27 protein-coding genes and 1 tRNA gene are annotated in these 25,409 nt (G+C 60.0%); 19 read left to right on the top strand and 9 right to left on the bottom strand.

Features of this window, described 5'->3' with window-relative positions; genetic code table 11:
* Window positions 1–8: 8 nt before the first annotated feature.
* The 6 genes from Q0P52_RS09625 to Q0P52_RS09600 are packed head-to-tail and all read left to right on the top strand — an operon-like array spanning window position 9 to window position 4,755.
* Window positions 9–584 carry a chemotaxis protein CheW gene (locus Q0P52_RS09625; RefSeq protein ID WP_293761232.1) on the top strand — a complete coding sequence of 192 codons (576 nt, stop codon included), beginning with the start codon at window positions 9–11 and terminating at the stop codon, window positions 582–584.
* A complete protein-coding gene (locus Q0P52_RS09620; RefSeq protein ID WP_293761229.1) occupies window positions 562–1,095 on the top strand; it encodes a chemotaxis protein CheW in 534 nt (177 codons plus the stop codon). The genes Q0P52_RS09625 and Q0P52_RS09620 overlap by 23 nt, the downstream gene beginning before the upstream one ends.
* 2 nt (window positions 1,096–1,097) lie before the next feature.
* The gene (locus Q0P52_RS09615; protein ID WP_293761226.1) at window positions 1,098–1,910 is read left to right on the top strand and encodes a CheR family methyltransferase; all 813 of its coding nucleotides are present in this window, start codon (window positions 1,098–1,100) and stop codon (window positions 1,908–1,910) included.
* Window positions 1,910–2,440 (top strand): chemotaxis protein CheD, encoded by a 531-nt coding sequence (locus Q0P52_RS09610; RefSeq protein ID WP_293761223.1) that lies wholly within the window; start codon window positions 1,910–1,912, stop codon window positions 2,438–2,440. Before Q0P52_RS09615 ends, Q0P52_RS09610 begins: the two co-directional genes overlap by 1 nt.
* Entirely contained in the window at window positions 2,437–3,498 is a 1,062-nt protein-coding gene (locus Q0P52_RS09605; RefSeq protein ID WP_293761220.1) for a chemotaxis response regulator protein-glutamate methylesterase, read from the top strand. Before Q0P52_RS09610 ends, Q0P52_RS09605 begins: the two co-directional genes overlap by 4 nt.
* Before the next feature lie 21 nt (window positions 3,499–3,519).
* A complete protein-coding gene (locus Q0P52_RS09600; protein WP_293761217.1) occupies window positions 3,520–4,755 on the top strand; it encodes an EAL domain-containing response regulator in 1,236 nt (411 codons plus the stop codon).
* A gap of 88 nt (window positions 4,756–4,843) precedes the next feature.
* Here Q0P52_RS09600 and Q0P52_RS09595 read toward each other — a convergent pair whose 3' ends face one another.
* Window positions 4,844–5,836: a serine/threonine protein kinase gene (locus tag Q0P52_RS09595; protein ID WP_293761214.1), complete on the bottom strand. Its 993-nt coding sequence runs from the start codon at window positions 5,834–5,836 to the stop codon at window positions 4,844–4,846.
* Between the two features lie 149 nt (window positions 5,837–5,985).
* On the opposite strand from Q0P52_RS09595, the gene Q0P52_RS09590 reads away from it, so the two are divergent.
* Both Q0P52_RS09590 and selA read left to right on the top strand, forming a co-directional pair.
* Window positions 5,986–6,219: a hypothetical protein gene (locus tag Q0P52_RS09590; protein ID WP_293761210.1), complete on the top strand. Its 234-nt coding sequence runs from the start codon at window positions 5,986–5,988 to the stop codon at window positions 6,217–6,219.
* Window positions 6,220–6,226: 7 nt separating this feature from the next.
* A complete protein-coding gene (selA, locus tag Q0P52_RS09585; protein ID WP_293761207.1) occupies window positions 6,227–7,624 on the top strand; it encodes an L-seryl-tRNA(Sec) selenium transferase in 1,398 nt (465 codons plus the stop codon).
* Between the two features lie 83 nt (window positions 7,625–7,707).
* On the opposite strand, the gene Q0P52_RS09580 is transcribed toward selA, so the two are convergent.
* On the bottom strand, window positions 7,708–8,049 hold the full coding sequence (locus tag Q0P52_RS09580; RefSeq protein WP_293761204.1) for a GlpM family protein: 342 nt from the start codon (window positions 8,047–8,049) through the stop codon (window positions 7,708–7,710).
* 377 nt (window positions 8,050–8,426) lie between these two features.
* Here Q0P52_RS09580 and Q0P52_RS09575 point away from each other — a divergent pair, with 377 nt between their 5' ends.
* The 5 genes from Q0P52_RS09575 (at window position 8,427) to Q0P52_RS09555 (ending at window position 13,216) form a co-directional block, all read left to right on the top strand.
* Window positions 8,427–9,350: a cation diffusion facilitator family transporter gene (locus Q0P52_RS09575; RefSeq protein ID WP_293761201.1), complete on the top strand. Its 924-nt coding sequence runs from the start codon at window positions 8,427–8,429 to the stop codon at window positions 9,348–9,350.
* A gap of 4 nt (window positions 9,351–9,354) precedes the next feature.
* On the top strand, window positions 9,355–11,244 hold the full coding sequence (selB, locus tag Q0P52_RS09570) for a selenocysteine-specific translation elongation factor (RefSeq protein ID WP_293761198.1): 1,890 nt from the start codon (window positions 9,355–9,357) through the stop codon (window positions 11,242–11,244).
* A gap of 45 nt (window positions 11,245–11,289) precedes the next feature.
* Window positions 11,290–11,384 (top strand) — tRNA-Sec (locus Q0P52_RS09565).
* Window positions 11,385–12,009: 625 nt separating this feature from the next.
* Entirely contained in the window at window positions 12,010–12,912 is a 903-nt protein-coding gene (locus Q0P52_RS09560; protein WP_293761195.1) for a hypothetical protein, read from the top strand.
* Between the two features lie 94 nt (window positions 12,913–13,006).
* Window positions 13,007–13,216 (top strand): hypothetical protein, encoded by a 210-nt coding sequence (locus Q0P52_RS09555; RefSeq protein WP_293761192.1) that lies wholly within the window; start codon window positions 13,007–13,009, stop codon window positions 13,214–13,216.
* A 110-nt stretch (window positions 13,217–13,326) separates the two neighbouring features.
* Here the strand turns inward: Q0P52_RS09555 and Q0P52_RS09550 are convergent, their stop codons facing one another.
* Window positions 13,327–13,575 carry a hypothetical protein gene (locus Q0P52_RS09550; protein WP_293761189.1) on the bottom strand — a complete coding sequence of 83 codons (249 nt, stop codon included), beginning with the start codon at window positions 13,573–13,575 and terminating at the stop codon, window positions 13,327–13,329.
* A gap of 810 nt (window positions 13,576–14,385) precedes the next feature.
* Between Q0P52_RS09550 and Q0P52_RS09545 the strand changes: the two genes are divergently transcribed.
* The 5 genes from Q0P52_RS09545 (at window position 14,386) to Q0P52_RS09525 (ending at window position 18,540) form a co-directional block, all read left to right on the top strand.
* Window positions 14,386–15,399: a transporter gene (locus tag Q0P52_RS09545; protein WP_293761186.1), complete on the top strand. Its 1,014-nt coding sequence runs from the start codon at window positions 14,386–14,388 to the stop codon at window positions 15,397–15,399.
* A gap of 94 nt (window positions 15,400–15,493) precedes the next feature.
* Window positions 15,494–15,766: a hypothetical protein gene (locus Q0P52_RS09540; protein ID WP_293761183.1), complete on the top strand. Its 273-nt coding sequence runs from the start codon at window positions 15,494–15,496 to the stop codon at window positions 15,764–15,766.
* A gap of 79 nt (window positions 15,767–15,845) precedes the next feature.
* Window positions 15,846–16,598: a (Fe-S)-binding protein gene (locus tag Q0P52_RS09535; protein ID WP_293761180.1), complete on the top strand. Its 753-nt coding sequence runs from the start codon at window positions 15,846–15,848 to the stop codon at window positions 16,596–16,598.
* A complete protein-coding gene (locus tag Q0P52_RS09530) occupies window positions 16,595–17,974 on the top strand; it encodes a lactate utilization protein B (protein WP_293761178.1) in 1,380 nt (459 codons plus the stop codon). Before Q0P52_RS09535 ends, Q0P52_RS09530 begins: the two co-directional genes overlap by 4 nt.
* Window positions 17,974–18,540 carry an LUD domain-containing protein gene (locus Q0P52_RS09525; RefSeq protein ID WP_293761175.1) on the top strand — a complete coding sequence of 189 codons (567 nt, stop codon included), beginning with the start codon at window positions 17,974–17,976 and terminating at the stop codon, window positions 18,538–18,540. The genes Q0P52_RS09530 and Q0P52_RS09525 overlap by 1 nt, the downstream gene beginning before the upstream one ends.
* A 179-nt stretch (window positions 18,541–18,719) precedes the next feature.
* On the opposite strand, the gene Q0P52_RS09520 is transcribed toward Q0P52_RS09525, so the two are convergent.
* The 6 genes from Q0P52_RS09520 to flgA form a co-directional block, all read right to left on the bottom strand.
* A complete protein-coding gene (locus tag Q0P52_RS09520; RefSeq protein ID WP_293761172.1) occupies window positions 18,720–18,986 on the bottom strand; it encodes a hypothetical protein in 267 nt (88 codons plus the stop codon).
* Between the two features lie 54 nt (window positions 18,987–19,040).
* Complete coding sequence (locus tag Q0P52_RS09515) at window positions 19,041–20,420, bottom strand: DEAD/DEAH box helicase (RefSeq protein WP_293761169.1); 1,380 nt, start codon at window positions 20,418–20,420, stop codon at window positions 19,041–19,043.
* A 123-nt stretch (window positions 20,421–20,543) separates the two neighbouring features.
* Window positions 20,544–21,461 (bottom strand): CobD/CbiB family protein, encoded by a 918-nt coding sequence (locus Q0P52_RS09510; protein ID WP_293761167.1) that lies wholly within the window; start codon window positions 21,459–21,461, stop codon window positions 20,544–20,546.
* 118 nt (window positions 21,462–21,579) lie between these two features.
* Window positions 21,580–22,053 (bottom strand): flagellar protein FlgN, encoded by a 474-nt coding sequence (locus tag Q0P52_RS09505; RefSeq protein ID WP_293761164.1) that lies wholly within the window; start codon window positions 22,051–22,053, stop codon window positions 21,580–21,582.
* A 21-nt stretch (window positions 22,054–22,074) separates the two neighbouring features.
* Window positions 22,075–22,371 carry a flagellar biosynthesis anti-sigma factor FlgM gene (gene flgM / locus Q0P52_RS09500; protein WP_293761161.1) on the bottom strand — a complete coding sequence of 99 codons (297 nt, stop codon included), beginning with the start codon at window positions 22,369–22,371 and terminating at the stop codon, window positions 22,075–22,077.
* 81 nt (window positions 22,372–22,452) lie between these two features.
* A complete protein-coding gene (gene flgA / locus Q0P52_RS09495; protein WP_293761158.1) occupies window positions 22,453–23,127 on the bottom strand; it encodes a flagellar basal body P-ring formation chaperone FlgA in 675 nt (224 codons plus the stop codon).
* A gap of 162 nt (window positions 23,128–23,289) precedes the next feature.
* Here flgA and Q0P52_RS09490 point away from each other — a divergent pair, with 162 nt between their 5' ends.
* A complete protein-coding gene (locus tag Q0P52_RS09490) occupies window positions 23,290–25,326 on the top strand; it encodes an autotransporter domain-containing protein (RefSeq protein WP_293761154.1) in 2,037 nt (678 codons plus the stop codon).
* The last annotated feature ends 83 nt before the right edge of the window (window positions 25,327–25,409 follow it).

Below are 25,409 nucleotides of genomic sequence, written 5' to 3'. Positions count from 1 at the left end.
GGCTAGCCATGGGCGCACTCAACTACTGGCGCAAGCAGGCCGCAGCGCAACCTGCCGCCGGCCCCGCCGAAAGGATAGGCCAGTACCTGACCTTCCGCTTGGGCGAGGACGCTTTCGGCATCAGCATTCTTGCCGTGCGCGAAATTCTGGAATACCAGCCCCTGACCCCCGTGCCGCGCATGCCCCCCTATCTGCGCGGGGTGCTGAATCTGCGCGGCGCGGTGGTGCCGGTCATCGACCTGGCCCTGTGCTTTGGTCAGAGCGCCACCGATGTGCGGCGGCGCACTTGCATTGTGATTGTCGACGCGCCCCTGCCCGGGCAGAACCGCGATATCGGCGTACTGGTGGATGAAGTGCATGCCGTGATTGATGTGGCCGAGGACGCCATCGAACCCGCCCCGCTGCTGGGGCGTCATGTGCCGGCAGACTTCATCGCCGGCATGGCGCGGCGCGAGCAAGGTTTTACCGTGCTGTTGCGCGTGGAGCGGGCGCTGTCGCTGGACGACATGCACAGCCTGTTTGCCGGCCTTGATCCGGCAAACCACGAGCAAGGAGAGACGCATGAGCCCGTCGATTTCCTCTGACGCCCTGCTGCCAGACATCGGCCAGTACCTCACCTTTCAGGCCGCAGGCGAAAGCTTTGCCATCGGCATCCTCTCCATCAAGGAGATCCTCGAATACGCGCGCCTGACCACGGTGCCGCAAATGCCCGCCTTCGTCTGTGGCGTGATGAACCTGCGCGGCACGGTCGTGCCGGTGATCGACCTCGCGCAGCGTCTGGCCCGCGCGCCCACCCAGCCCGGCCGGCGCAGCTGCATCGTCATCGTCGAAGTGCGCTCGGAAGAACAGATCCAATACATCGGGGTGCTGGTGGATGTGGTGCATGAGGTGCTGGGCATCGCCGATGTGGACATGCTGCCCGCACCGGCCTTTGGCAGTCGCCTGCGAGCCGATTTCATCAAACACATGGCCCGCACGGCCAAGGGCTTTGTGGTGGTACTGGATATCGACAAGGCCTTGTCGATAGACGAAATGGCCCTGCTGTCGCAACAGGCCGGCCGAGAACCGGCGGACAGCCTGGGCATGATGGACTAGATTTGGAACTGGCCGCCGTGCTGCTGACCGACGACACCTTCTCCCGCTTCAGCCTGTGGATGCGCGAACGCACCGGCGTCCATCTGCCGCCCAGCAAGAAGCCGCTGCTGATGCAAAGACTGGGCAAGCGCCTGCGGGCAAGAAGCCTGGACAGTTACGAAGACTATTTCGAGGTGTTGCGCCAGCAGGAAGAAGAACAGGAACGGCAGATCGCAGTCGACCTGCTGACCACGCACGAAACATCGTTTTTCCGGGAGCCCGCGCACTTTGCCTGGCTGGAAAGCCTGCTGCAAGACTGGCCCGCCGGCACGCCGCTGTCGCTCTGGTGCGCGGCGGCATCCACCGGCGAGGAAGTATGGAGCCTGGCGATGACGCTGGCTGACAACCTGTCGGGCCAAACCGCCTGGCAGGTATTGGCCAGCGATGTCAGCCTCGCCTGCCTGGAACAGGCCCGTCGCGGGCACTACGCCCTGGAGCGTTGCGGCGGCATTGGACAGGAGCGCTTGCGCCGCCACTGCCTCAAGGGAGTGGAGAAGCAGGCCGGCAGCATGCTGATCGGCAAGGCATTGCGGCAGCGCGTGTTGTTCCGCTGTATCAATCTAGATCAGCCGCTGCCGCCCATCGGGCCTTTCCGCGTGATTTTCATGCGCAATGTGCTGATTTATTTCGACCCGGCCACCAAGAACAAGGTGGTGAGACAGGCGACTGCCCAGTTAGCCTCCGGCGGTTTTCTGGTGGTAAGCCACTCGGAAAGCCTTTACGGACTGCAAGAGGAGCTGAAGCTGGTGGCTCCCGGCGTTTACCGGAAACCGTGATGAACACGACAACACGACAGGAAGTGTTTCTGCATCCGGGAGACTGGCACTTCGGCGGGCGGGAAACCGTGATCCGCACCCTGCTGGGCTCTTGCGTATCCATCACGCTGTGGCACCCGCGTTTGCTGGTGGGCGGCATGTGCCACTACTTGCTGGCTCGCCGCAACGACCGGCAGGAAACGCGGTTTTCCGGCCGCTACGGCGACGAGGCCATGCTGCTGATGCTGCGCGAAGTGCTGGCCACCGGCCGCCCGTTGAAGGAGTTCAAGGCCAAGCTGATCGGCGGCGCAGCAGTGTTGTCCAGCATAGAACGCGACCTGCCGGCCCACGACGTGCCGGCGCGCAACATCGACATGGCGCGCTCTCTGGCGCAACAGTTGGGCTTGTCGGTACAGGCGGAGGACCTGGGCGGCAATAGCCCGCGCGTGGTGCTGTTTGATGTGGAGTCGGGCGATGTCTGGGTCAAACAATCGCAGGAGAGCGAGTTGGCCGAAGCCGCGCCCTCGAAAACAACAAGGAAAAAAACATGACCATCAAGGTAATGATCGTCGATGATTCCGCCGTGGTGCGGCAAGTACTGACGGAAGTCTTCAGCGCCACTTCCGACATTCAGGTAAGCGACGTGGCGATGGACCCGATCGTGGCCATGGACAAGATGAAACAGCGCTGGCCCGACGTTATCGTGCTGGACGTGGAAATGCCGCGCATGGACGGCATCACCTTTCTCAAGCAATTGATGAGCAGCCACCCCACACCGGTAGTCATCTGCTCATCGCTCACCCAGAAAGGCACCGACATCAGCATGCAGGCGCTGGCCGCCGGCGCGGTGGAAGTGATCGCCAAGCCCACTTCGGGGGTGAAACAGTTCCTGCAAGAAAGCAACAACCTGTTGGTGCAAGCCGTGCGCGGCGCGGCCGCCGCCCGCATGTCGCGCGTGCGCAGCCTGCCGGCCACCCCGATCGAGACCCGCCCCAAACTGTCGGCCGACGCCATCCTGACCGCGCCTACCGGGCAACAAATGTTCCAGACCACCGAACGCATCGTCGCCATCGGCACCTCCACCGGCGGCACGCAAGCGCTGGAAACCATTCTCACCAAATTGCCCCGCACCTGCCCCGGCCTCGCCATCGTGCAGCACATGCCGGAGAAGTTCACCGCCTCCTTCGCCGACCGTCTCAACCGGCTGTCGGAGATCGAGGTGAAAGAAGCCGCCACCGGCGACCGCATCCTGCCCGGCCGCGCGCTGATCGCTCCTGGCGGCAAGCACATGATGATCAAACGCAGCGGCGCTTTCTATCAGGTGGAAGTGGTGGACGGCCCGCTGGTGAGCCGCCACAAACCCTCGGTGGACGTGCTGTTTCGCTCCGCCGCCAAGTTCGCCGGCAAGAACGCCACCGGCGTCATCATGACCGGCATGGGCGACGACGGCGCCAAGGGCCTGAAGGAAATGCACGACGCGGGCGCACACACCATCGCCCAGGATGAGGACAGCTGCGTGGTGTTTGGCATGCCGAAAGAAGCCATCAAGCTGGGCGCGGCCGACGAAGTGATGCCGCTGGACATGATCACCAAGGCCATCTGCCGCTGACCGGAAACCAAGGAGCACTTTATGCAGTTCGCCGACCTACAGGATGTGCTGATCATCGACGACAGCGCCCTGCACCGACAGGTGGCCGCCGATATCTGCGCCGACATCGGATTCAAAAGCATCCGCCATGCCGCCAATGGCGACGAAGGCCTATCCATGATCCGTCAGCAAATGCCCCATCTGGTGTTGCTGGATCTGGAAATGCCCAAGGTGGACGGTGTACAGGTGATGCAGCAGCTGGCGGCGGAAAACCTGCAGCCGCACATCATCGTCACCTCAGGCAAGGACTACCTGCTGATTTCCACTGTCGAGCTGATGGGCCGCAGCCTGGGCCTGCCAGTGCTTGGCGGGCTGAAAAAGCCACTCAAAACAGCTGAACTGCAAGACCTGCTGCAACGGCTTTACGCCATCAGCGGCGCGCAGGAGAAAGAGCTGGATCTGTGCGAAGAAACCGATATCCGCGTAGCGCTGGACGAAGGCCACATCATCCCCTACTACCAGCCCAAGGTCAGTCTGCACGGCGGCTTGTTGAAAGGCGCTGAAATGCTGGCGCGCTGGAAGCATCCAGAACAGGGCATCATCCCGCCAGCACGCTTCATTCCGGTGATCGAAAGCAATGGCTGGACCACGGAGCTGACGCTGAAGATGCTGGAGCACGGTCTGGCGCAGTGGCAGGACTGGGCGCGGCGCGGGCTGCGCCTGCCGCTATCCATCAACCTGTCGGCGGTATCGCTGAAGGGCAATACCCTGATTTCCGAGATCGAAGGCCGCTTGCGCAAAAGCCATGTGCCGCCGCGCTTCATCATTTTTGAAATCACGGAAACCGCCATTGCGGAAAATCTGGCGGAGGCCATCGGCATCGCCGCGCGGCTGCGGCTGGGCGGCATGGGCTTGTCCATCGATGACTTCGGCACCGGCTTCGCTACCTTGCAGCAGCTGACGCGCTTCCCCTTCACCGAGCTCAAGATCGACCAGTCGCTGGTTACCTCGGTGGCCGACAAACCGCATCTGGAGGCCATTCTCAACAGCGTGATTGAATTGGCCAGCCGCATGCAGCTCACCACGGTAGCCGAGGGCATCGAAACCACCACCGACCTCGATTTCATGCATCACCGCGGCTGCCTGATGGGCCAGGGGTACTACATTGCCAAACCGATGCCGGCCGACAATTTCACCGGCTGGGTGAAAGAACGAATGCAGCAACGTCATGAACCGACCGCACCCGCCTCAGGCACGGAAGAGCCCTCAGGCAGTTAAGCCCCGCTCAGAAAGGTCTGCCGATAAGCGGGCCTTTCCGCCGCCTTTTCGAGCCGGCATGCCCCGCTCGCAAAGCCTGAGTCTTGGCTCAGGGCAAGCGCCATAACGGTGGCTCATCCATCAGTGCGATCTGCTCGCGCAAAGACAGAATTTGCTCTTCCCAGAAGCGGCCGCCGGCAAACCAGGGAAACGCCGCCGGAAAGGCCGGGTCATGCCAGCGACGCGCCAGCCAGGCGCCGTAGTGGATCAGCCGCAAAGTGCGCAAGGCCTCCACCAGATGCAACTCACGCAGATCAAACTCGCAGAAGTCCTCGTAGCCGGCCAGCACATCCGCCAGCTGGCCGGCGCGTTCCTCGCGCTCGCCCGACAACAGCATCCATAAATCCTGTACCGCCGGCCCCATGCGGCTATCGTCAAAATCGACAAAGTGTGGGCCATCATCCGTCCACAGCATGTTGCCCACATGACAATCGCCATGCAGACGACGCATGCGCAGCGCGCCGGCGCGGTCATAACAGCGGTGCACGCCATCCAGCGCCTGTTGCGCCACTCCCCGGTACACCTCTTTCAGTTCGGGCGGCAAGGTGGCGGTGGACATCAGGAACGCCAGCGGCTCCTCGCCAAAACTGGCGATATCCAGCGTGGGCCGCGCCACATACGCCGCCGTATCGCCCAGGGCATGAATGCGACCCAGAAAGCGTCCTATCCACTCCAGCGTGGCCGGGTCGCCCAGCTCCGGCACCCTGCCGCCGCGCCGGGGAAACAAGGCGAAACGATAGCCGCCGCTGTGATGCAGCGTGGCCCCATTCAGCGTCAGCGGCGGCACCACCGGGATCTCCCTTTCGGCCAACTGCAAACTGAAAGCGTGCTCTTCCAGGATTTGCGTGTCGCTCCAGCGCGCCGGCCGATAAAACTTGGCCACGATGGGCGGACCTTCCTCCATGCCCACCTGGTAAACACGGTTCTCGTAACTGTTGAGCGCAAGCAGGCTGCCAGAAGCGCACAAGCCGGTGGATTCCACCGCGTCCAGCAGGGTATCCGGCGTCAGGCCGGCAAAGGGGGGCGTCAGGTTTTCTGTCATGCCGGCATTATACGATTTGTGCTCGCCGCGATCCCTTTTCCCACTATTCTCGTCTAGCATATGATTAATATATGTTAAAAATTTTTACGGCATCATATTGAAAAAGGCGTCGCCGCCCGGCGTCCCCCGCCACAGAAAGGAGGCTCACAATGTCGATTCGCCCTGAAGAGAAGACCGGCTCCGCCCCGCTGCTGGCCTTGCCCGAACAGATCGCCAACTCCACCGTGGACGGCTGGTCCTGCCTCAATCGCGCCTTGCACCGCCGTCCCTGCCCCTTGCCGGCCAATCGCTTGGGCTTTTTACGTCATGTGATAAGCTGGCTGCTGGGCAATGCCTTCCTTGTGGCTTTGCTATACCTGCTGTACCGATACTCTCGCTACTGAACATTCCATGCCGCTCAGATCCCTGTACAGCCGCCTGCCCTCCGTGGACAGGCTGCTTGCCCATCCTCTTGTCGAACGCATCATCGACCGCCACGGCAGCGCGGCGCTTACCGAAGCCGTGCGCCAGACCCTTGACGAAGCCCGCCGCCACATCCGCGACCACCAAGCCCTGCCGGCATGGGCGGACGATGAACAACTGATACGGCTGGCCAGCAAGAAAGTCAGTGCGCGCCAGCACCTGAAAATGCGGCCGGTCTACAACCTTACCGGCACCGTACTGCACACCAATCTGGGCCGCGCCCCCATGGCAGAACAGGCCATTGCCGCCGTGGAAGCGGCAATGCGCGAAGCCGTGACGCTGGAATACGATGTGGACGATGCCGGTCGCGGCCATCGCGACAACGCCGTCAGCGAACTCTTGCGCGAGATCACCGGCGCGGAAGCCGCCTGCGTGGTCAACAACAACGCTGCTGCGGTGCTGATTCTACTGTCAACCGTGGCCGCCGGCCGCGAGGTGATCGTCTCCCGCGGTGAGCTGGTGGAAATCGGCGGCGCCTTCCGCATGCCGGACGTAATGCGTCAGGCCGGCTGCAAACTGGTGGAAGTGGGCGCCACCAACCGCACCCACCTGCGCGACTACGAGCAAGCCATTACCGATGACACCGCCCTGCTGATGAAAGTGCACACCAGCAACTACAGCATCGAGGGCTTCACTCACAGCGTGAGCGAGAACGAACTGGCAACGCTGGCGCGGGCGCGCGGACTGCCGGTCGCCACCGATCTGGGTTCCGGCGCGCTGACCGACCTGGCGGCCTGGGGCCTGCCGGCCGAACCCATGCCGCAAAAGATGATCGCCGACGGCATCGACCTCATCACCTTCTCCGGCGACAAGCTGCTGGGCGGCCCGCAAGCCGGCCTCATCATCGGCCGCAAAGCGTGGATAGACAAAATTCAGAAGCACCCGCTCAAACGCGCCCTGCGCTGCGACAAGATGACGCTGGCCGCGCTGGAAGCCACCTTGCGGCTCTACCTGCAACCGGACAGGTTGGCCGAAGACTTGCCCACGTTGCGCCGCCTGACCCGCGCGCAAGACGCCATTCGCGCCACGGCGGAACGTCTGCTCCCCGCGCTGGCAGCCTTCGCCGGGGCGGAATACCAGCTGGAAAGCGCGCCCTGCCTGTCGCAAATCGGCAGCGGCTCCTTACCGGTGGACCGGCTGCCAAGCTGGGGGATCGCCATTGCGCCGCTGGATGGACGCGGCGGCACGCTGGAAAAGCTGGCCGAAAGATTGCGCCGGCGGCCTAGCCCGGTCATCGGCCGCCTGAACGACGGCAAACTGTGGCTGGACATGCGTTGCATGGAAGACGAAGACGGGCTGCTGCGCAATCTGCGCGATACCGACTAGCTTAGCCGATCCTGCATGACAGCCCGCCGCAAGCGGGCTGCGCATCCGCGGGCACCGCAGGCCCAGAGCTCAACCGCCCGACCCTAGCCGTGCCACCGTCCCCAGGCAAAAATCAGGCACAGGGCCGCCAGCGCCCACACCAGCGTGGCCGCGCCCAGCGTTAGCGGCAAAGGCAGACGCTCCGCCAGCCAGTACACGGTAAACAAATACAGAAAATACGGTATCAACGACCACATGCCGAACAGCACGGTGGTTTTCAACTCGTGCGCCGAACGTTCGCTGCCGACAATCCAGTGTGCGATCAGGGCAAAGGTGGGAAACAGGGGCACCAGGCCGGCAATATAGTAATTGCGGCTGCGGGACAGCACACTGATGAGCAGCACCGCCAGCGCGCCGAGCAGGGACTTGAGAAACAACGCCACCATGGGCTCCGCAGGAAAAAGCGCATTGTGGCACAGCCCAATCCACCGAGTAAGGCATGCTGCCAACACAGTTTTACCTTTCTTGACATCCGCTGACAGGGCTTGGGTTTATGCTGTTTTCGACAGCGCGCGCTCGGATTTCGATGCCTCTGAAATCTGACGCTGGCGATGTTTTCAAGTGTACCTGCCCCTTTCCGCCCGGCATTTTCGCCGGGCGTTTTTCATGCCTCCCCCCTGTCTCCCCCCCTGCCTTTCTAGCCCTGATTGCGGATCATTCTTGTTATTGTTTTTATTTACCAAAAAAATACCATCAATTAATAAAAACTTAAGCCAGCTATGGCATACTGCGCCATCAACCCGTATTGCCGATAATTAAAAACATGACTGCACACACTCACCCCGCCCACCGAGAAACCGTCGATGCCGCCTCGCGGGACAAAGCCGCGCGCCGCAGCATCATCGTCAGCATCTGGGTCAATCTGCTGCTGTCCATTGCCCAAGTGGTCATCGGCGTCTTCGCCAAATCCCAGGCCTTGATCGCCGACGGTATTCACACCCTGTCGGACCTGGTAGCGGATTTCGTCGTGCTGCTGGCCGGCTATCAAAGCCGCAAAGCGCCCGACGCCGATCATCAATACGGCCATCAACGCTACGAAAACGCCGCCTCGCTGGTGCTGGGCATGCTGCTGCTGGTTGTCGGGGTGGGCATGCTGTGGTCAGCGGCAGTGAAATTCCACGACCCCGCCTCCATCCCCACCGTGCACAGTATCGCGCTGTGGGTTGCATTGGGCGCGCTGGTGGCCAAGGAAGGTCTATTCCGCTTCATGCTGGCCGTCGCCGAGCGCGTGCGCTCTAGCATGCTGGTGGCCAACGCATGGCATGCCCGTTCCGATGCCGCCTCCTCGCTGGTGGTGGCCATCGGCATCGTGGGCAACCTGATGGGTTACCCCATTCTTGACCCCATTGCCGCGCTGATTGTCGGTTTGCTGGTCACCAAGATGGGCTGGAGCTTTACCTGGAATTCGCTGCACGACCTGATGGACCGCGCGGCAGACGAAGAAGAAAGCGAAGCCATTCGGCAAACCTTGCTGGGCACGCCCGGTGTCGCCTCCCTGCACGATCTGCGCACCCGCAAGATGGGCGACCTCATTCAAGTGGACGTGCATCTGGAAGTGGACGGTTCCATTAATGTCTTTGCGGCGCACGATATTGCCGAGGCGGCTCGCAAGCGAGTGATGGACAGCCACCACGTGCTGGACGTCATGACCCACATTGACCCGGTGGGTCTGGAAGAGCCGCGCTGACGCCATGATTTTCGCCACCGCCGGCCATGTAGACCACGGCAAAACCACCCTGCTGCACGCGCTGACCGGACAAAACGCCGACCGGCTGCCGGAAGAAAAAAAGCGCGGCATGACCATAGACCTCGGCTATGCCTACCTGCCCTTGCCCGATGGACGCACGCTGGGTTTTATCGACGTGCCCGGGCACGAAAAATTCCTCGGCAACATGCTCGCTGGCATGGGCGGCATCCGTCATGCCCTGCTGGTAGTGGCCGCCGACGACGGCCCCATGCCGCAAACCCGCGAGCATCTGGACATCATCCGCCTGCTGGGCATCCCCGGCCTGACACTGATCATCACCAAAGCCGACCGGGCCGGACAGGATCAGCTTGAACAGGTGCAGGTAGCCCTGCGCGCCCTGCTGACAGGCAGTCGCCACCAAGACGCGCCGTGTTTTGTGGTGGACAGCCTGTCGGGGAGCGGCATCGATGGGCTACGGCAACATCTGGCGGCGCTGAGCGATGATCAAGAACAGCGCGGCGGACGATTCCGCCTTGCCGTCGACCGCGCCTTTACCCTCAGCGGCGCCGGCTTGGTAGTCACCGGCACGGCGCTCTCCGGCAAGGTTGCAGTTGGCGATACGCTTTTTCTGTCGCCGGACAACCGGCCAGTGCGGGTGCGGGGCCTGCATGCGCAAAATGCCGCCGCCGCCGAAGGTCGCGCCGGACAACGGCTTGCGATTAACATCAGCGGCGATGTGGAAAAAAGCGCTATCAGACGCGGCGATTGCTTGCTCTCACAGACGGCGCCCACGCCGTCGCTACGGCTCACCGTCGAACTGGAAACATTGAGCACCCTGTCGCACTGGCAAAGCGCGCACGTCCATCACGCCGCAGGTCATGTCGTCGGCCGCATCGCACTGCTGGAATCGTCAGACGCTGCTCCCAACCAAACCGTACTGGCCGAACTGGCGCTGGAGCAACCATTGATGTTGGCCGAAGGCGACCGCATTATTCTGCGCGACGCCAGCGCACGGCACACGCTGGGCGCGGCCACCGTGCAAGAGCTGCACCCGCCTGTGCGCGGCAAGCGCCGGCCAGAACGGCTCGACTATCTGCGCCAGCTTGCCGCAGCCAGCGGCGCTGCCGCCCGTTTGCGCCTACAAAGCGCCGACCACACCCTGGAATGCGACACCTTGGGCTGGGCGCTGCAACTGACCGACCCGCAGCTGAAACAGCAACTAAACGAAGCCGGCCTCATCCAGGCCGGCAAACAGCTCTTCGAGCAGACACGCTGGCGCGCCATGCAAGACCGCTTGCTGGAAAAACTGGCCGTATTGCACCAGCACCAGCCGGATCAACTTGGCGCCAGTCGCGGCCGCTTGCGCCGTCTTGCCTTGCCGCAAGAAACCGACGCTACCCTCAACCGGCTGGTTGACGACATGTTGGCCGAAGGCCGGCTCAAACAAACCCGGGGCTGGCTGCATCTGCCGGAGCATTCCGTCAGCTTCACCACGGAAGAATCGACACGCTGGCAGGCTGTTGAAACCTGCTTCGCAGGCCAGCAGGATGCCTTGTGGGTGAGGGATATAGCCAGCGCGCTTGCGCTGGACGAGCAGGAAACCAGAACGCTGCTGACAAAAGCCGCGCGCTTGGGGCATGTCAGCGCCATTGTGCCGGATCGCTACCTGCACTCCGCCGCCGTGGCACACATGGCCAGCATCGTCCGTCAGCTGGCGCAAAGCCACGGTTACGCGGATGCTGCCGGCTTCCGCAACCAGATCGGCACAGGACGCAAACTGGCCATCCAGATTCTGGAGTTTTTTGACCGCAGCGGCTTCACCCGCCGAGCCGGCGACCGGCACTTCCTGCGGGAAGCCTTGCTCTTCGGCCAACAGGAACAAGCCGCACCCTGAGCTTTGGCGGAGGTCGGCGACGCGGTATACTGCCGGCTTCCCAAAGGAAGAGACTCGCCCCCGGTGGGGCGGCCGGTCTTCAAAACCGGATGGGGCCGCCAGCGGTCCCGGGTGGGTTCGACTCCCATTCTCTTCCGCCATCAGCAAGCCGAACAAAGCCACATAAAACCAGCCAAAGCCAAGCTACAGAAACGTTTTCAGCCAATCCAATCAGGTAGCGATTAGGCTTCCTGCGGCTTCGCGCGGCGTCAAAATTCGCACATATTTCGCACAAATCTGCGCACATTGCTCCACGCCCTACCCCACTCAATGACAATGTAGTAACTTAACAGCTACCACCACCGGAGCTGACTTCCTGGCTACGGATTTCTTTCCTCTTGTGCGTGCAGTAGTTTCATATAGGTTGCAGACCTTATTTGAAACCACATATTTACACATACAGCACAAGAGAAAACAAATAACACTTTCAAAAAGAGTCTTAAGTGAATTTTCTTGTTTTTATCTTCGACATACTAACTGGCGGATTCATAAAAAACATTCTTTCCAAACTGGGAATCCAGTCAGGGGTAATAGCCTTATTTTTCAACTAGCACTATTTATACTATTTCTTTTCATAATAAAAACATTAAATAGCTAGTCATACAACTCAACCATTTTAATGCCCGCTATCGGCCAAATGCAGACATCGACTATCTGCTTGGTTTTAGATAGAGAAATAACGAAAAATGAAATTTTCTAGATATCAATTTAAGACGTGAGGATGGGATGACCTTTCGCCAGAGAATTGCAGAAGAACTTAGTCAGCAGGGGATGAAATTCTTCAGAGAGACAGTATGGAGTTCCTCTTTACAAAGAGTTGATTTACCACGGGTCAGAAAACTTCTCGCAACAAATGGATTTGAGGCGGTCGATGTTACGCTTTTCTCGCCAATGGATGACTCCGCGTTTCGCATGCGTTGGGCAACTCACTATCTGGCCGACGGTCAATGTGTCTCAGCAATGGTTCAAGTTCCGATTCTCAAAAATAGCAACCACTTAAAGCTAACCTTTGGGTATCCGGATAAAGACACGCGAGAAAGCAGCCGGCCGAAGATGATCGTCGTTGCTAATGCACTTCGATTGGTTTTTGGCGTCCCCGTCGCGCGAGAACTCATACAAATCACTTTGTTTGGTGAAAATGAAGAGCCTACGACTCAGTCTGATGAGGGATTCGCGTCAGTTTTCGACACACAAGAAATTAACCTTTTCAACGATCCCGCTATTGAAGACGCGGCACTGATTCACCTTCCAGAAGAAGCGGCCTTTCTTTTGGATAAGGCATTTGGTCAAGCTTATCCTGGCGAACGATTTATATTGATGTGGTTGGCGTTTGAAACAATTATTAATGCAGTTATTGCCAATGGAAGAAACGGGCAAAAGCGTGAGGCATATTTTAGAGGTGAACTCGGCTCAGATATTGCCAATGCCGAGGTACATCGCCTTTTCAAGTTGCGTTGCGATCTTTTTAAAGAAGGGCGGTTAATTAATTCTAATAGTATTGAAGATGATTGCTGGGCTCTCTATGCTGCATTGCAGCTCGCCGTAATGAAAGAATCAGAATTGCGTCGTGCGTTTCTATCAGGATTCGAACTGAAAGCTAAGGAAAGAGAAGCCGCGAGAATAGCATAATCGCCCGTCGTCCGCTTCCGGCCAAGAGCAGACGCTATCTGGGCTACAGAAAACACTCGAATCAATCAGCCGCTAGAAATCAAATGAGGGACGCATGCTACCCGATGAAAATAAATTAGGCCCACAAAAAGATACTATAGCTGGCAGTATCTTTCTGGTAGTTGGTTTATTAATATTTATTATAGGCTACTTGTTTGTGATGGCCGACTTTGATATGTGGGGAAAGTCTGGCTTGGCAAATAGCATTGCATTTGGAGGGGGGGGCTTTATTTTTGACATCCATCGGGTTGCTGTGCCTATATAGAGGTTCATGTTATTTGATAGGAACTGCAGAGGCAATCCAAACCAAAAAATTCAAACCAATTGGTGCTTTAATCTTCTCTCTCGCGCCTACTCTTAAGGTCGCAATGATGATTATCGATAACAATCCAGTGCTGGCAAAAAATCACCCATATTTTCACCCTGCTTTTTGCCATACCTGCCAATTCGACCGACAACGATAGTGATCGTCAAGCCAATAATCATCACTGCATTGTTTGTCGTTAAAAAATCCTCCTTCCACGTACTTCCATGGAACGCGAAGTATATCAATGCAAGCATTGCTGTGGATATTGAAATCCCAACGGCAATATCCTTCAATACCTCTCCAACATTAATTTTCACTCAAGCCTCTTTCTATTAAATATGAAAAACCGGTGGGGATATACCCCCCTCAAACAGAGGGTGCAGCACCCAGCCGCAAACCGCATCCATTAACAATTAAGTGGCTGGGCAATAATTACATGGCTGCTATAGATTTTTCTTGATGCACTATTAATACTCATGCCCATCAGCATCGCGACCTGCATCTCGCGCACCATCGGCACTATTAGCGTACTCGCTAGCGGCACCTGTGCTCGAACCGTTATGATCACTTACGCTTCGTCCAACTTAACTTACACCACCTGAAGAGTACTGTGGATCGCCGTGATACATCCCATCATCATTCGCATAACCGGAAATCGCTTTATTTGCGCTATAGCCCACGGTAAGTCCTACACCATAACCGATAGCTGGGTTCCCACCTGTCACACCATCATATTGCAGAATGCCGCAGCAGACCGAGTCGCAATAAAAAAACGCCCTATCCGGCGTTCTCGCTTTTCCTACCGTACTACTGCCCGGTGGGCTGGTAATCGTTGAACTGGATCACCTCATCACCCAGCCACTCGTTGACCTCCATGAACCTGATCTGCAGCGGGCGGATTTCGTTATGGTAGAACACCTCCCTCGCCTTGCCGATGTCGCCAAAGCCACCCGAGTTCTGCGGGATGATGCCCAGTCGGAGAAATGCGTCGAACCCAGTCCGAACACCCCGCCACCTGCACCAAGTGACTGGGCAAGCCAAGCGGATAACGCTCTGACTGTCCGCCATACCGCAACACTTGGCTGGCAAGATAGAATTTTCTGACCTCAATAACGTGGACTTCATCCATGAGCCACACCGCCCCGCCCGCGCAATATGGTTCCGATCTGGCCGGTCTCATCGCCGGCTATGCCTTTAGCGAAGGTCGGCCCGGCGAGCCGCTGGACTCTGAGCAGGCCGCACTCTGGCTGCGGCAGCCTGTTCACGGCGAGTTCATCTGGTTGCATTTCAATCTTGCCAATGTGGCGGCCGAGCGCTGGATGCGGACGCATCTGACATTGCCGGAGGCCTTCTATGAAGCCCATCGCGGCGGTTCGCGCTCCACCCGCATTGAGCAGACTGACGGGCAGCTGCTGGCCGTCATCAACGATGTTGCCTTCAGCTTTGATCTGACTTCGTCAGATATCGCCACGCTCTGGGTACATGTGGATGAACGCGTGCTGGTAACGACCCGCATCAAGCCTTTGCACTCGGCGGATCAGCTCCGCGCCGCAGTGAAGTACGGCGAGGCTTTCGACTCTACGATCAATCTGCTGGTGCATCTGCTGCAGGACCAGGCCGATGTACTGACGCGGGTGGTTCGGCAAACCAGCGTCAAGGTAGACGCTGTGGAGGATCACCTGCTGGCGCATCGTCTGCAGGATCACCGCGCCGAACTGGCCAATCTGCGACGAGTGCTGGTGCGCTTCCAACGCTTGCTGGCCCCTGAGCCCGCAGCGCTGTTCCGTCTGTTGAACAAGCCACCGCGCTGGGTACGGGAAAGCGACCTGCAAGACCTGCGGGAGTCAACGGAAGAATTTGCACTGGTGCTGAATGATCTGGCGGGCCTGGTAGAACGAATCAAGCTGCTGCAGGAAGAACTGGCCGCCAAACTCAACGAGCAGACCAACCGCACGCTATTCACCCTCACCATCGTCACGGTGCTGGCTCTGCCCATCAACATCGTCGCCGGCTTCTTTGGCATGAATGTAGGGGGTGTCCCGCTTTCCAACCATCCGCACGGCTTCTGGATACTGGTGCTGCTGGTGGCCAGTTTCACTGGCCTTGCCGGCTGGTGGGCGTTTCGCCGACAGCAAGGCTGAGGACGCATAGCATGCTTTATCTTGCGGACAACTAGTCATACCATACGACTTTGTCCTGACTGCGACCGTTATCGTGCTGCAACGCTTCTTTGTCATGCTTTTGAGCGCCCTCTCCGCCTTCTGCGGCTTTATCAGTCTGGCCAAGGGTCTGTCCATCTGGGTGTTGGGCGAAAACGTCGGCCCGGTCTGGGAAAAGTCCTCTCGTGCGCTGGTGGTGGGCGACAACAGGCTGGGCAACTCTCCCGGGCTGGTGGAGTGGGTATGGGCAGCCTTGCCGCACGGCCCGGTGCCCGCCGTATTGTCCGGCGGCTTTCTTCTCACTCTGGCCTGGATCATCTACCGGCTTGGCAAACCGGCGCGAGGGTAATTCCGCATAGCCAAGCGCCCCGCCGGCGGCTTTAATGCAGGCAGTTTCACAACACTCCGCTGACGGAGACCCTGCAGCCATGAGAGTCGGCCTTTTCATCCCCTGTTACGTCAACGAACTGTTCCCCCATGTCGGCATGGCCACACTGGAGCTGCTGGAGAGCTACGGCTGCGAAGTGGTGTTTCCGATGGAACAGTCCTGCTGCGGCCAGCCCATGGCCAATAATGGCGACAGCAAAGGCGCTTGCGCCGCCGCGCAGCGCTTCACCAGCATCTTCCGCGACTTTGACTATGTGGTAGCGCCCTCGGGCAGTTGCGTGGCGCACGTCACCCACCATTTCGACTGGTATCTGGCCGGCGACAGCGACTACCAGTCGCTCAAGCCCAAGGTGTTCGAGATCATCGAATTCCTGCAGGACGTGCTGAAGGTGGAAGGTTTGCCGAAGCCGGTGTATTTCCCACACAAGGTATCCATCCATCAAAGCTGCCATGGCCTGCGCGAACTGCATCACGCAGCGCCGTCCGAGCTGATGATTCCTTTCCACTCCCGGCTGGAGCGTATTCTGGCGCTGGTGGACGGCATCACCGTGCTCAAGCCGGAACGCCGCGATGAGTGCTGCGGTTTTGGCGGCACCTTCTGCGTGGATGAACCGGAACTGTCCACCGCCATGGGCGAGGATCGCATCGCCCAGCACGAGGCCACCGGCGCGGAGTTCATCGTCGGCGCCGACCCATCCTGCCTGATGCACATGGGCGGCATCATCCGTCACAAGGGCAGGAATATCCGTCCGCTGCACATCGTGGAAATCCTCACAGGGAGGGGGGCGACATGAAGGACGACAGCATTCGCCACCCGGAAGCCGCGGCAGCCTTTCTGGCTGATCGCGAGCAAGCGCGCTGGCACGACAGCGCCATCTGGTGGGTAAGACAGAAGCGCGACGCGCAAGCGTCGCAACTGCCTGAGTGGGAAGCCCTGCGCGAACTGGCGCGCACCATCAAGGCGCACACTCTGTCCCGGCTGGACGACTACCTGCGACAGTTTGAGGAAAAAGCCGCCGCCAACGGGGTTACCGTACACTGGGCCGCGGATGCCGAAGAGCACAACCGCATCGTGCACGGCATCCTGGCTGCCCGTCAGGTAAAAAAGCTGGTGAAATCCAAGTCCATGCTTACCGAAGAGTGCGGGCTGAACCCCTACCTTGAGCAGCGCGGCATTGAGGTGATTGATACCGACCTTGGCGAACGCATCGTGCAATTGCGTCACGAACCGCCCAGTCATATCGTCATGCCCGCCATCCACCTGAAGAAAGAGCAGATCTCTGAGCTGTTCCATCAGGAGCTGGGCACCGAGGCCGGCAACAACGACCCGACCTACCTCACCCATGCGGCCCGCGCCAACTTGCGAGAACACTTTCTGACCGCCGACGCCGGGCTCACCGGCGTCAATTTCGGCATTGCCGAAACCGGCGGCGTGGTGGTGTGCACCAATGAAGGCAATGCCGATCTCGGCACCAGCCTGCCGCCCATTCACATTGCCAGCATGGGTCTGGAAAAACTGATCCCAAAGCTGGAGCATCTGGGCGTGTTTACCCGTTTGCTGGCGCGTTCCGCCATCGGCTCGCCGGTCACCACCTATACCTCGCATTTTCATCAAGCCCGACCGGGCGGTGAAATGCATATCGTCATCGTCGACAACGGCCGGAGCGAGATTCTCGGCAGCGACGATTTCTTCCAGAGCCTGCGCTGCATCCGTTGCGGCGCCTGCATGAACACCTGTCCGGTATACCGGCGCAGCAGCGGTTTCAGCTATAGCTACATCATCCCCGGCCCCATCGGCTCCACGCTGGGGCCCAGTCGCGACATCCGCAAGCACGCCAGCATGGCGTTCGCCTGCAGCACCTGCGGCTCTTGCTCCAATGTCTGCCCGGTAAAAATCAACCTGCACGAACAGCTGGTACTGCACCGCAAGCGCGCCTGGGACGCAGGCGCGGTGCCGACCGGCAAGAAAATGGGCCTGATGGCCATGCGCTTTCTTACCCGCCACCCGGCGCTGTTTGATTTGTCCGGCAAGGTGATGCGCAAAGTGGTGCCCATCCTGCCGGAAGGCCTCACCCGCCAGAGCGCTTGGAGTCGCGCCGGGCGCGACTTGCCGGAAATGCCGGAACAGAGCTTCAAGGAAATGTACCGCCGCCGAGAGGAGAAAAACTGATGAGCAGCCGCGACGCCATTCTGGAGCGCATCCGCCGCCATCGCCCGCAAGGGCCGGACCTACCGGACATCCACGCAGTGTCTTTTATCCGTTTCGAACAACCGCTAGCAGCCTTTGCCGCGCTGATCCGCCAATTGGGCGGCGATGCGGTGGAGCTGGCCGAGGGGCAGAGCGTGCGCGAGCTGGTGGCGGAACGTTGGCCGAAGGCCGGCCGCACGGTGGACATTACCGGGGCGGATCATGAAGAAGCTGCGACCCCGCATGACTGGCAGGATGTGGATATCGCCATCGTGCCGGGCGATCTGGCGGTGGCGGAAAACGCCGCGGTATGGGTCAGCCACCCCGATAACCGCTTCCGCTCATTGTATTTTCTCACCCAGAAACTGGTGATGGTGGTGCCCAAGGCGAATATCGTCGACACCATGCGCGACGCCTACGCGCGCGTTCGCATCACCGAACACGGCTTTGGCAGCTTCATCGCTGGCTCGTCCCGCACCGCGGACATCGAACAGAGCCTGGTGATGGGCGCGCACGGCGCCATGGCCGCCTTGGTGATTTTTGTGTGAAACCTGCTGCATGGAGAGTGTCAGCGACTGGCATTCATCGCTTCCCAGCCCCGCAAGGGGCTGTTTTTTTGTCTGGGCCCCGCCAGACGCCCAGGACCAAAACCTGATGGCGCAACGCGCATCGGCAAGGCAAACAAAAACCCGCGGATTGCGGGTTTTATCTGGCGCGGCGAATACACTCAAGGCGTTTCGACTGGTCTGGCATTGCAAAAGGGGCAAGACGGATCCCCGCAGCCCATGCCGTACTTTTGCAACAGGGCATGAATGCGGGCGCTGCGAGCCTGATCATCCTGCGTGACGGCACCAATACCGGGAGCTGCCGCGGATCGCACCACCACACTGCCCTCGACACCCGCCCCGGCTTGGGCCGTGAGGGGAGCCAACAGCGCACCGCTACCCAACAAGGGCAAGGCCATCAATGCGGAACCACGACGAAAACACGACATGATCACTCCTTCGGCAAACCTTGTTGATATCACCCCGCCAGCCTTGGGCCGGATTTAACGCGCCGACTCTACCTTATAGCGCGGCGGCAGCAACAAGGCCGGAACCTCGCGCTTCTGTTTGCGGCTGCGACGCGAGCCGGTCTGATCCACCTTTTTCAGGCCTTCACCGTCCTTTTCTTTGGGCGGCGTCATGATCATGGCGGAAGCCGGCTTGCCGCGCCCCTCGCCGCTGTTCTGACGATGGGAGGGGGACGGCGTCGGCGCGGGGGACGGTGCGGCAGGACGCATGGCGGCGGGCCAGAAGCCTTCCACCAGTTGGGGTTTCAACGTCTGGCGCGTCAGTTTTTCGATCGCTTCCAACTGACGGGTTTCATCCGCCGCCATCAGGGAAATGGCCACCCCGCTGGCGCCGGCGCGACCGGTCCGGCCAATGCGGTGCACATAGTCTTCCGGCGAATTGGGCAGCTCGAAATTGACGACGAACGGCAACTCCGAAATATCCAAGCCCCGCGCGGCCACATCGGTAGCCACCAGTACGCGCAGACTGCCTTCCTTGAAGGCGGACAGGGTTTCCAGACGCGCCCCCTGAGCTTTGTCGCCGTGGATGGCCTCCACGGACAGACCGTCGCGTTTCAGATCACGCGCCAGCTGGTCGGCGCTGAGCTTGGTCTTGCAAAACACGATCACCTGGCTCATGTCGCGCTGACGGATGAGATGGCTCAACAAATGGCGCTTGCGGAAGCCATCCACCGAGTACACCACTTGCTCCACTTGCTCGTTGGTGGCGTTCTGGCGAGCGACTTCGACCGTTTGCGGGTCCTTCATGAAGTCGGCAGCCAGACGCTTGATCTCCGGCGCGAAGGTCGCGGAGAACAACAGCGTTTGGCGCTCCTTGGGCAGCATGCCCATGATCTTGCGGATGTCCTGGATGAAGCCCATATCCAGCATGCGGTCGGCCTCGTCCAGCACCAGCACGTCCACTTTGTTCAATTGCACCGTTTTCTGCTGGATATGATCCAGCAGGCGGCCCGGCGTGGCGATGAGGATTTCCACGCCACGGCGCAGCTCCTGCACTTGCGGGTCCATATTCATGCCGCCAAACACGGTGGTGGCTCGCAGGGGCAGATACTTGGTGTAGGTGCGCACATTGACGCCGATCTGGTCGGCCAGCTCGCGCGTCGGCGACAACACCAGCGCGCGCACCGGGTGCATGGCCGGAGAAACGCTGGTATTGGCGAATTTTTTCAGGCGTTCCAGGATGGGCAGCATGAAGGCGGCAGTCTTGCCGGTGCCGGTTTGGGCGGCGGCAAGCAGATCTCGGCCGCTCAGCACCAGCGGGATGGCCTTGGCCTGGATGGGCGTGGGCTCGCTATAGCCCTGCTCTTCAATGGCCCGCAGAATCTCGGGAGACAACCCGAGTTCGGAAAACAGCATGTGATACTCCTGCAATCGGTTGGACGTTGCGTTGGCCCCAGCCATCGTCACGCCCGGTATTCATAAACATGCCGCTCCACAAACGGCAACGCCGCCCTATGATGGGCGGCGGCTGCGGAGCGCTTACATGTGATTGGCGACGCTGATCAACAAGATCACGAACAGCCATAGCAGCGCAGAGCGCCACACCAGGCCCACGGCGCTTTTGAGGAAGCCCGGGTCCGCTTCGTCGCCCAGCCCCAATTCGGGGCGGAACTTGACCGTGTAGTCCTGTCGCAACGGGTCGCCCAGCCTTACGCCCAATGCGCCGGCGGCAGATGCCAGCAAGATGCCGTTAGCGTAATTGCCCCAGGTTCTGGCCTGGGAGCGCCAACAGTAAATGGCGTCTTCAAAATCACCCATCACGGCAAAGCTGGCAGCGGTCAGTCGCACCGGCAGCCAGTCCAGCCAAGCGCTTGCGCTGGCGGCAAAGCGACCGAAACGGTCCTCCTGCACATTGCGCGCGCCCCACTTCTGGCCCAGCATCACCGCCACGCGGTACAACACCGCCCCGGCAGGCCCAGGCAACACAACAAACCAGAACATCGTACCGAATACATGGCGGTAGCTGTCCAGCACGCCCTGCTCGATGGAGAGGCGCGAGATTTCGCTGACCGTCAGTTCGGAGGTCGCCTGCCCGGTCCAGCCCGACAAGGCTCGACGAGCATCAAGATCCTGTCCCTGGTTCAACGCCAGGGAAATCTCTGAAAACGCGCTGGAGAAATGGCGAAACCCCATGGTGAGATACAGCACGACCACATTCCAGGCCAGGCCCAGCAGGGGGTGAGCGGCATGCAGCGCGTAATACACCAGCAAGCTGATCAAGACCGGCGGCAATACGGCCACCATCCACGCCAATACACCATGCCGGTTGGAGCCGGCATTGAGATTGCGTTCGAGATGATTGGCGTAACGGGTGAACGCATGCCACACGCGATTGCGGTTGCCAAGCGGGCGGAGCTGTTCGAGCGCCAGTGCGAAAATCAAGGAAATCAGGGTCATCGGATTCTGGATGGTGGTTTTCTCAGGCCCAGTGGCGAAGATACCACAATCAAAGCCGCATCGCCCACCTTATCGGGGAAGCAAACGCAGGAGAGACAGGGAAGGGGCGGTAAGAAAATCAGGCGGAACCGAGGAAACGCTGCCCGCTGATACCAGCAGGCTGCACGCCATCCTTGCCGTAGCTGAGTGTGGCGGAAGCCGCTTGCCGCAAAACGCAAAGCGCATCCTCCACATGACTGAGACGGTCGGCAATATAGCGACCATTCAACTCGTTGATGCTTTGCGCGCGATGCACACCGTCCTCCAACGCCACCCAGGCGTCGCGGGCGGCTGGCTTGTCCGCCAGCCAGATATAAACCGTGTCGCTATCAGAGAGGCCCAACTCTTTCATCAGCAAACCGCGCTGCTGGGACTGTCCCGCCAACTCGTCAAGCAAGCGGCTCTTGCTGTCGGCCAGCGGCTCAAGCAACTCCGTACTGCCATTGATCATGGCCTGTTGCTCTTGCTGCAAGACTTGCACCAGCAGGCTGACGTGATCGGCTTCCTGCTGGCACAGGAGGACAAACTGCTGTTCTAGGCGTTCGGCGGGCATCTTGAAGGCTACCGGAATGCGTTACTGGCCCAACAGTTCCCGCGCGGAGGCGATCAGGCTGTCGGCAATCTTTTCCGGGTTGACTGAGAAATTGCCAGATGCGATGGCGGACTTGATGGAAGCCACCTTGGCAGCATCGAACGAGCTCTCGCCCGACTGCTGGGCGACGGCGCTCAGGCTGCTGGCAAACGGATTGATCTCTACGCTGTCGGTCGGAGCAGTTGCGGCCGTAGAGGTCTTGGAAGCAGCGTCCCGCTTGGCCAGCTTGTTCTGGCCCGCGTAGGCGCTGATGGCGCTGCCCGAGTTGTCGATCTTCATGGAAGGGCCTTCCAAAATGAAATTGGGGGTGGATTACCGTTATTATCGGTCGAAAACGCCGACTCTTGAACTATTTTATTTTTAATAAACAACACGAACGCTGCCATCGGGCTGGACCATGCCTCTTACCACCCTGCCTGACTGCATGCGTACCGATACCGCTTCCCCGGCCGCGGCGTTGCCTGCGGCAATACCCTCCGCCACGACAGAAAAATCGTCTCCGCCCGCCAGTACCTTGACCGGCTGATTGGCGCGCACGACAAACGGTGCTCTCACCATGAAGTTGCGCAGCCAGGCACCGGCAGGAGCGCCGCTGCGCATGGTCTGCCCCACCACCAGCGCCGCTTCGCCCAGCACATTGCGCCCCAGCGACGGATTGGGCAGCTCAACCAGCTTGATATCGCTTTCCTGCAACACTTCGCCAGCCGTCACGCTGCGAGTCAGGACCAGTCCCATTTTTTTCTCGCTTATCGTCACCGGCAGGCGCAAGGTCCAGCCTGCTGCGGCGCACTGGATCACTACCGCCGTATTGCCTGAGGCAACAGCCGGGTCAGCCCAGGCAACCGTGGGTCTGGCGCAGACAGGCAGGGCCAGGCGGCGATCGAGCTGCCCCAGCTTATAGCTGGCCGGGCGCTGCGCCAGCTCTTGCTGGACAAACTTGTCCGCCAGTTTTTCCAGTTGCGCCATGTCCTGGCCGGCAGCCATCGCCAGGCTCGGCCACAGCAGCGCCAACATCAAAAAAACAGGTGATTTCATGGCGGCATTGTAACCGACATGCCCCCCTGCCTGCATTTGGTGATTGACAGAAGCGCATGCTCTTCAAATAATCGTTTGAATAGAGTCCATGCTCTATCAAAAAAACAATACTCACCAGAAGCAGGTCAACCTTGTCGAGGCAGACAACACATGAAAACAGCGATGAAACTCGCCGCTGCGGCAGCGCTTGCGCTCGCCGCCGGCGCCAGCCAGGCATACAGCAATATCTATTTCTTTGGCGATAGCCTGAGCGATGTCGGCGCCTTCGGCGGACAGCTCTATCCCGTGGGCGGCACGGTAATCACCCTGCCCGCCAACGCACGCTGGACAATGGGTTACGGCAATAACTGGACTGACGTGCTGGCTGGGCACTATGGTTTCAAATCGGTTGCCAACAATCCGCTGAACACTACCACCAGCAGCACGGGCAACAACTATGCGCAGGGCGGGGCCCAAGCACAATCGGGCGTCAAGGCGGAAACGGTGGGGCCGGGCGGTTTGACCATCCAGGAATTGTCTGATCAGGTCACCCACTATCTGCAACAAACCGGCGGCAAGGCCGATCCGAACGCGGTGTATACCGTCTGGATCGGCGGCAATGACGTTAACGCCGCCATCGGCACCGGCAGCACCACCCAGGCGGCTACCGTCATCACCAATGCGGCGACGCAAACGGTGACTTACGTCGCCGCGCTGCAACAGGCTGGGGCGAAGATCATCGTCGTGCCCAATCTGCCCGACATTTCCACAACCCCCTCCTCTGTCTATGGCGCCATCAAGGCCTTTGCCGACAGCGCGGGCGCATCGACAACCCAGCGCAACAACGCCATTGGCGCGGCCTGGGCCGTAATGAGCAGCGTACCGTCCAGCAGCGCCAACCGCGATGCCTTGATTCAGCAGGCACTGGTGGCCGCCAATAACCAGCTGGGTGGTTCGGCTGCCGGCCTGAGCGCCCTGCAGTCCACCTACAGCACGGTCTCCAGTAGCCTGGCGCAACTGAGCAGCAACTACAACCTGCTGGTGGATAACGACATCAATGCGGTAAATCCTCACGGCGTGGTTCGCGCCAATATGGCGCTGCTGATTCAGGAGATTTCGGCCAACCCTGGCAAATACGGTTTCACCAATGTGGCGGGTTCGGCTTGTCTTGACGCGCTGGTGTGCCCGTCCGCCACCTATGCGCAGTCTTATATTTTCACGGATGGTCTGCACCCGACGCCTGCGGCGCATCAGATTGTGGGCGACTACGTCTACAGCCTGCTGCAAGCGCCCTACTTTGCCGGAGCGGTTGCCGAAAGCGGCATGGCCAATGCCCGTCAGCTCGGCCAGACGCTGGATGGCCGCTACCAGGCCCTGCGCGCCAAGAAACGTGATGTGGGCAGCGTCAGCGCCTTTGTCGATGGCGCCTTCAGCAGCGACAAGTCCGGCAATGACAGTTACTCCGCCAAACCCAAGGGCCAGCTGTATACCGTCGGCCTGGACTTCCAGGCTACCGAGAACGCCAGTTTCGGCTTCGCCATGTCTCACCAGTTGGGCAAGACCGACATCGCCAGTACCGGGGCCGGCGGCTCGGTGGACGATCGCACCACGCTAGTGACCCTGCTGGCCAGTTACAACGGCGGCAACTGGTGGCTGGATTCCGATCTGCACATCGGCAGCGGCGAACTGGACACCACGCGCAACGTGACGCTGGGCTCCACCACGCTGGGGGTTGGCGGCAACGCCAGCCAGCGCCAGTTTGGCATCCGCGCACAGGGCGGCTACCAGTTCCCGCTGGGTAATTTCCACACAGGCCCTATCGCGGGCCTTGAGCATGAAAGCATCAAGCTTTCCAACTTTACCGATGGCGGCGTCACCAGCAACGGCTTGCATTACAGCGACCAGAACTTCAGCTCTACCATCGGCCGCGTCGGCTGGCAGCTGGACACCACTATCGGCGAGTACAGCCCCTACGCGAAGGTGGCTTACGCGCACCAGTTCGACCAGAGCGACCGCACCATCACTACCGGCCTGAGCACCACAACCGGTGACTGGACGGTGAATCTGGGCAAACCGGCTAGCAACTGGATGGAATGGACCATGGGCGTGAATGCCAACTTCGGCAAGAACCTCTCCGCCTGGGCCCAACTGACCGCCACCTCTGGCAACAAGGGCGGCAATCAGACCTCGGGCAACGTGGGTCTGGCCCTGGCATTCTGAGCGGCAATCGCCAAAACAAAACAGGCTCCGCAAGGAGCCTGTTTTTCATGGTTGGCCGAAGAGAAACCCATCGCCCCAGCCGT

Origin of the sequence: uncultured Aquitalea sp., assembly GCF_945957525.1 — a bacterium.
GTDB lineage: Bacteria > Pseudomonadota > Gammaproteobacteria > Burkholderiales > Chromobacteriaceae > Aquitalea.
The sequence above is the reverse complement of the archived record's forward strand: the minus strand, read 5'-3'. Positions and strand labels throughout refer to the sequence as shown.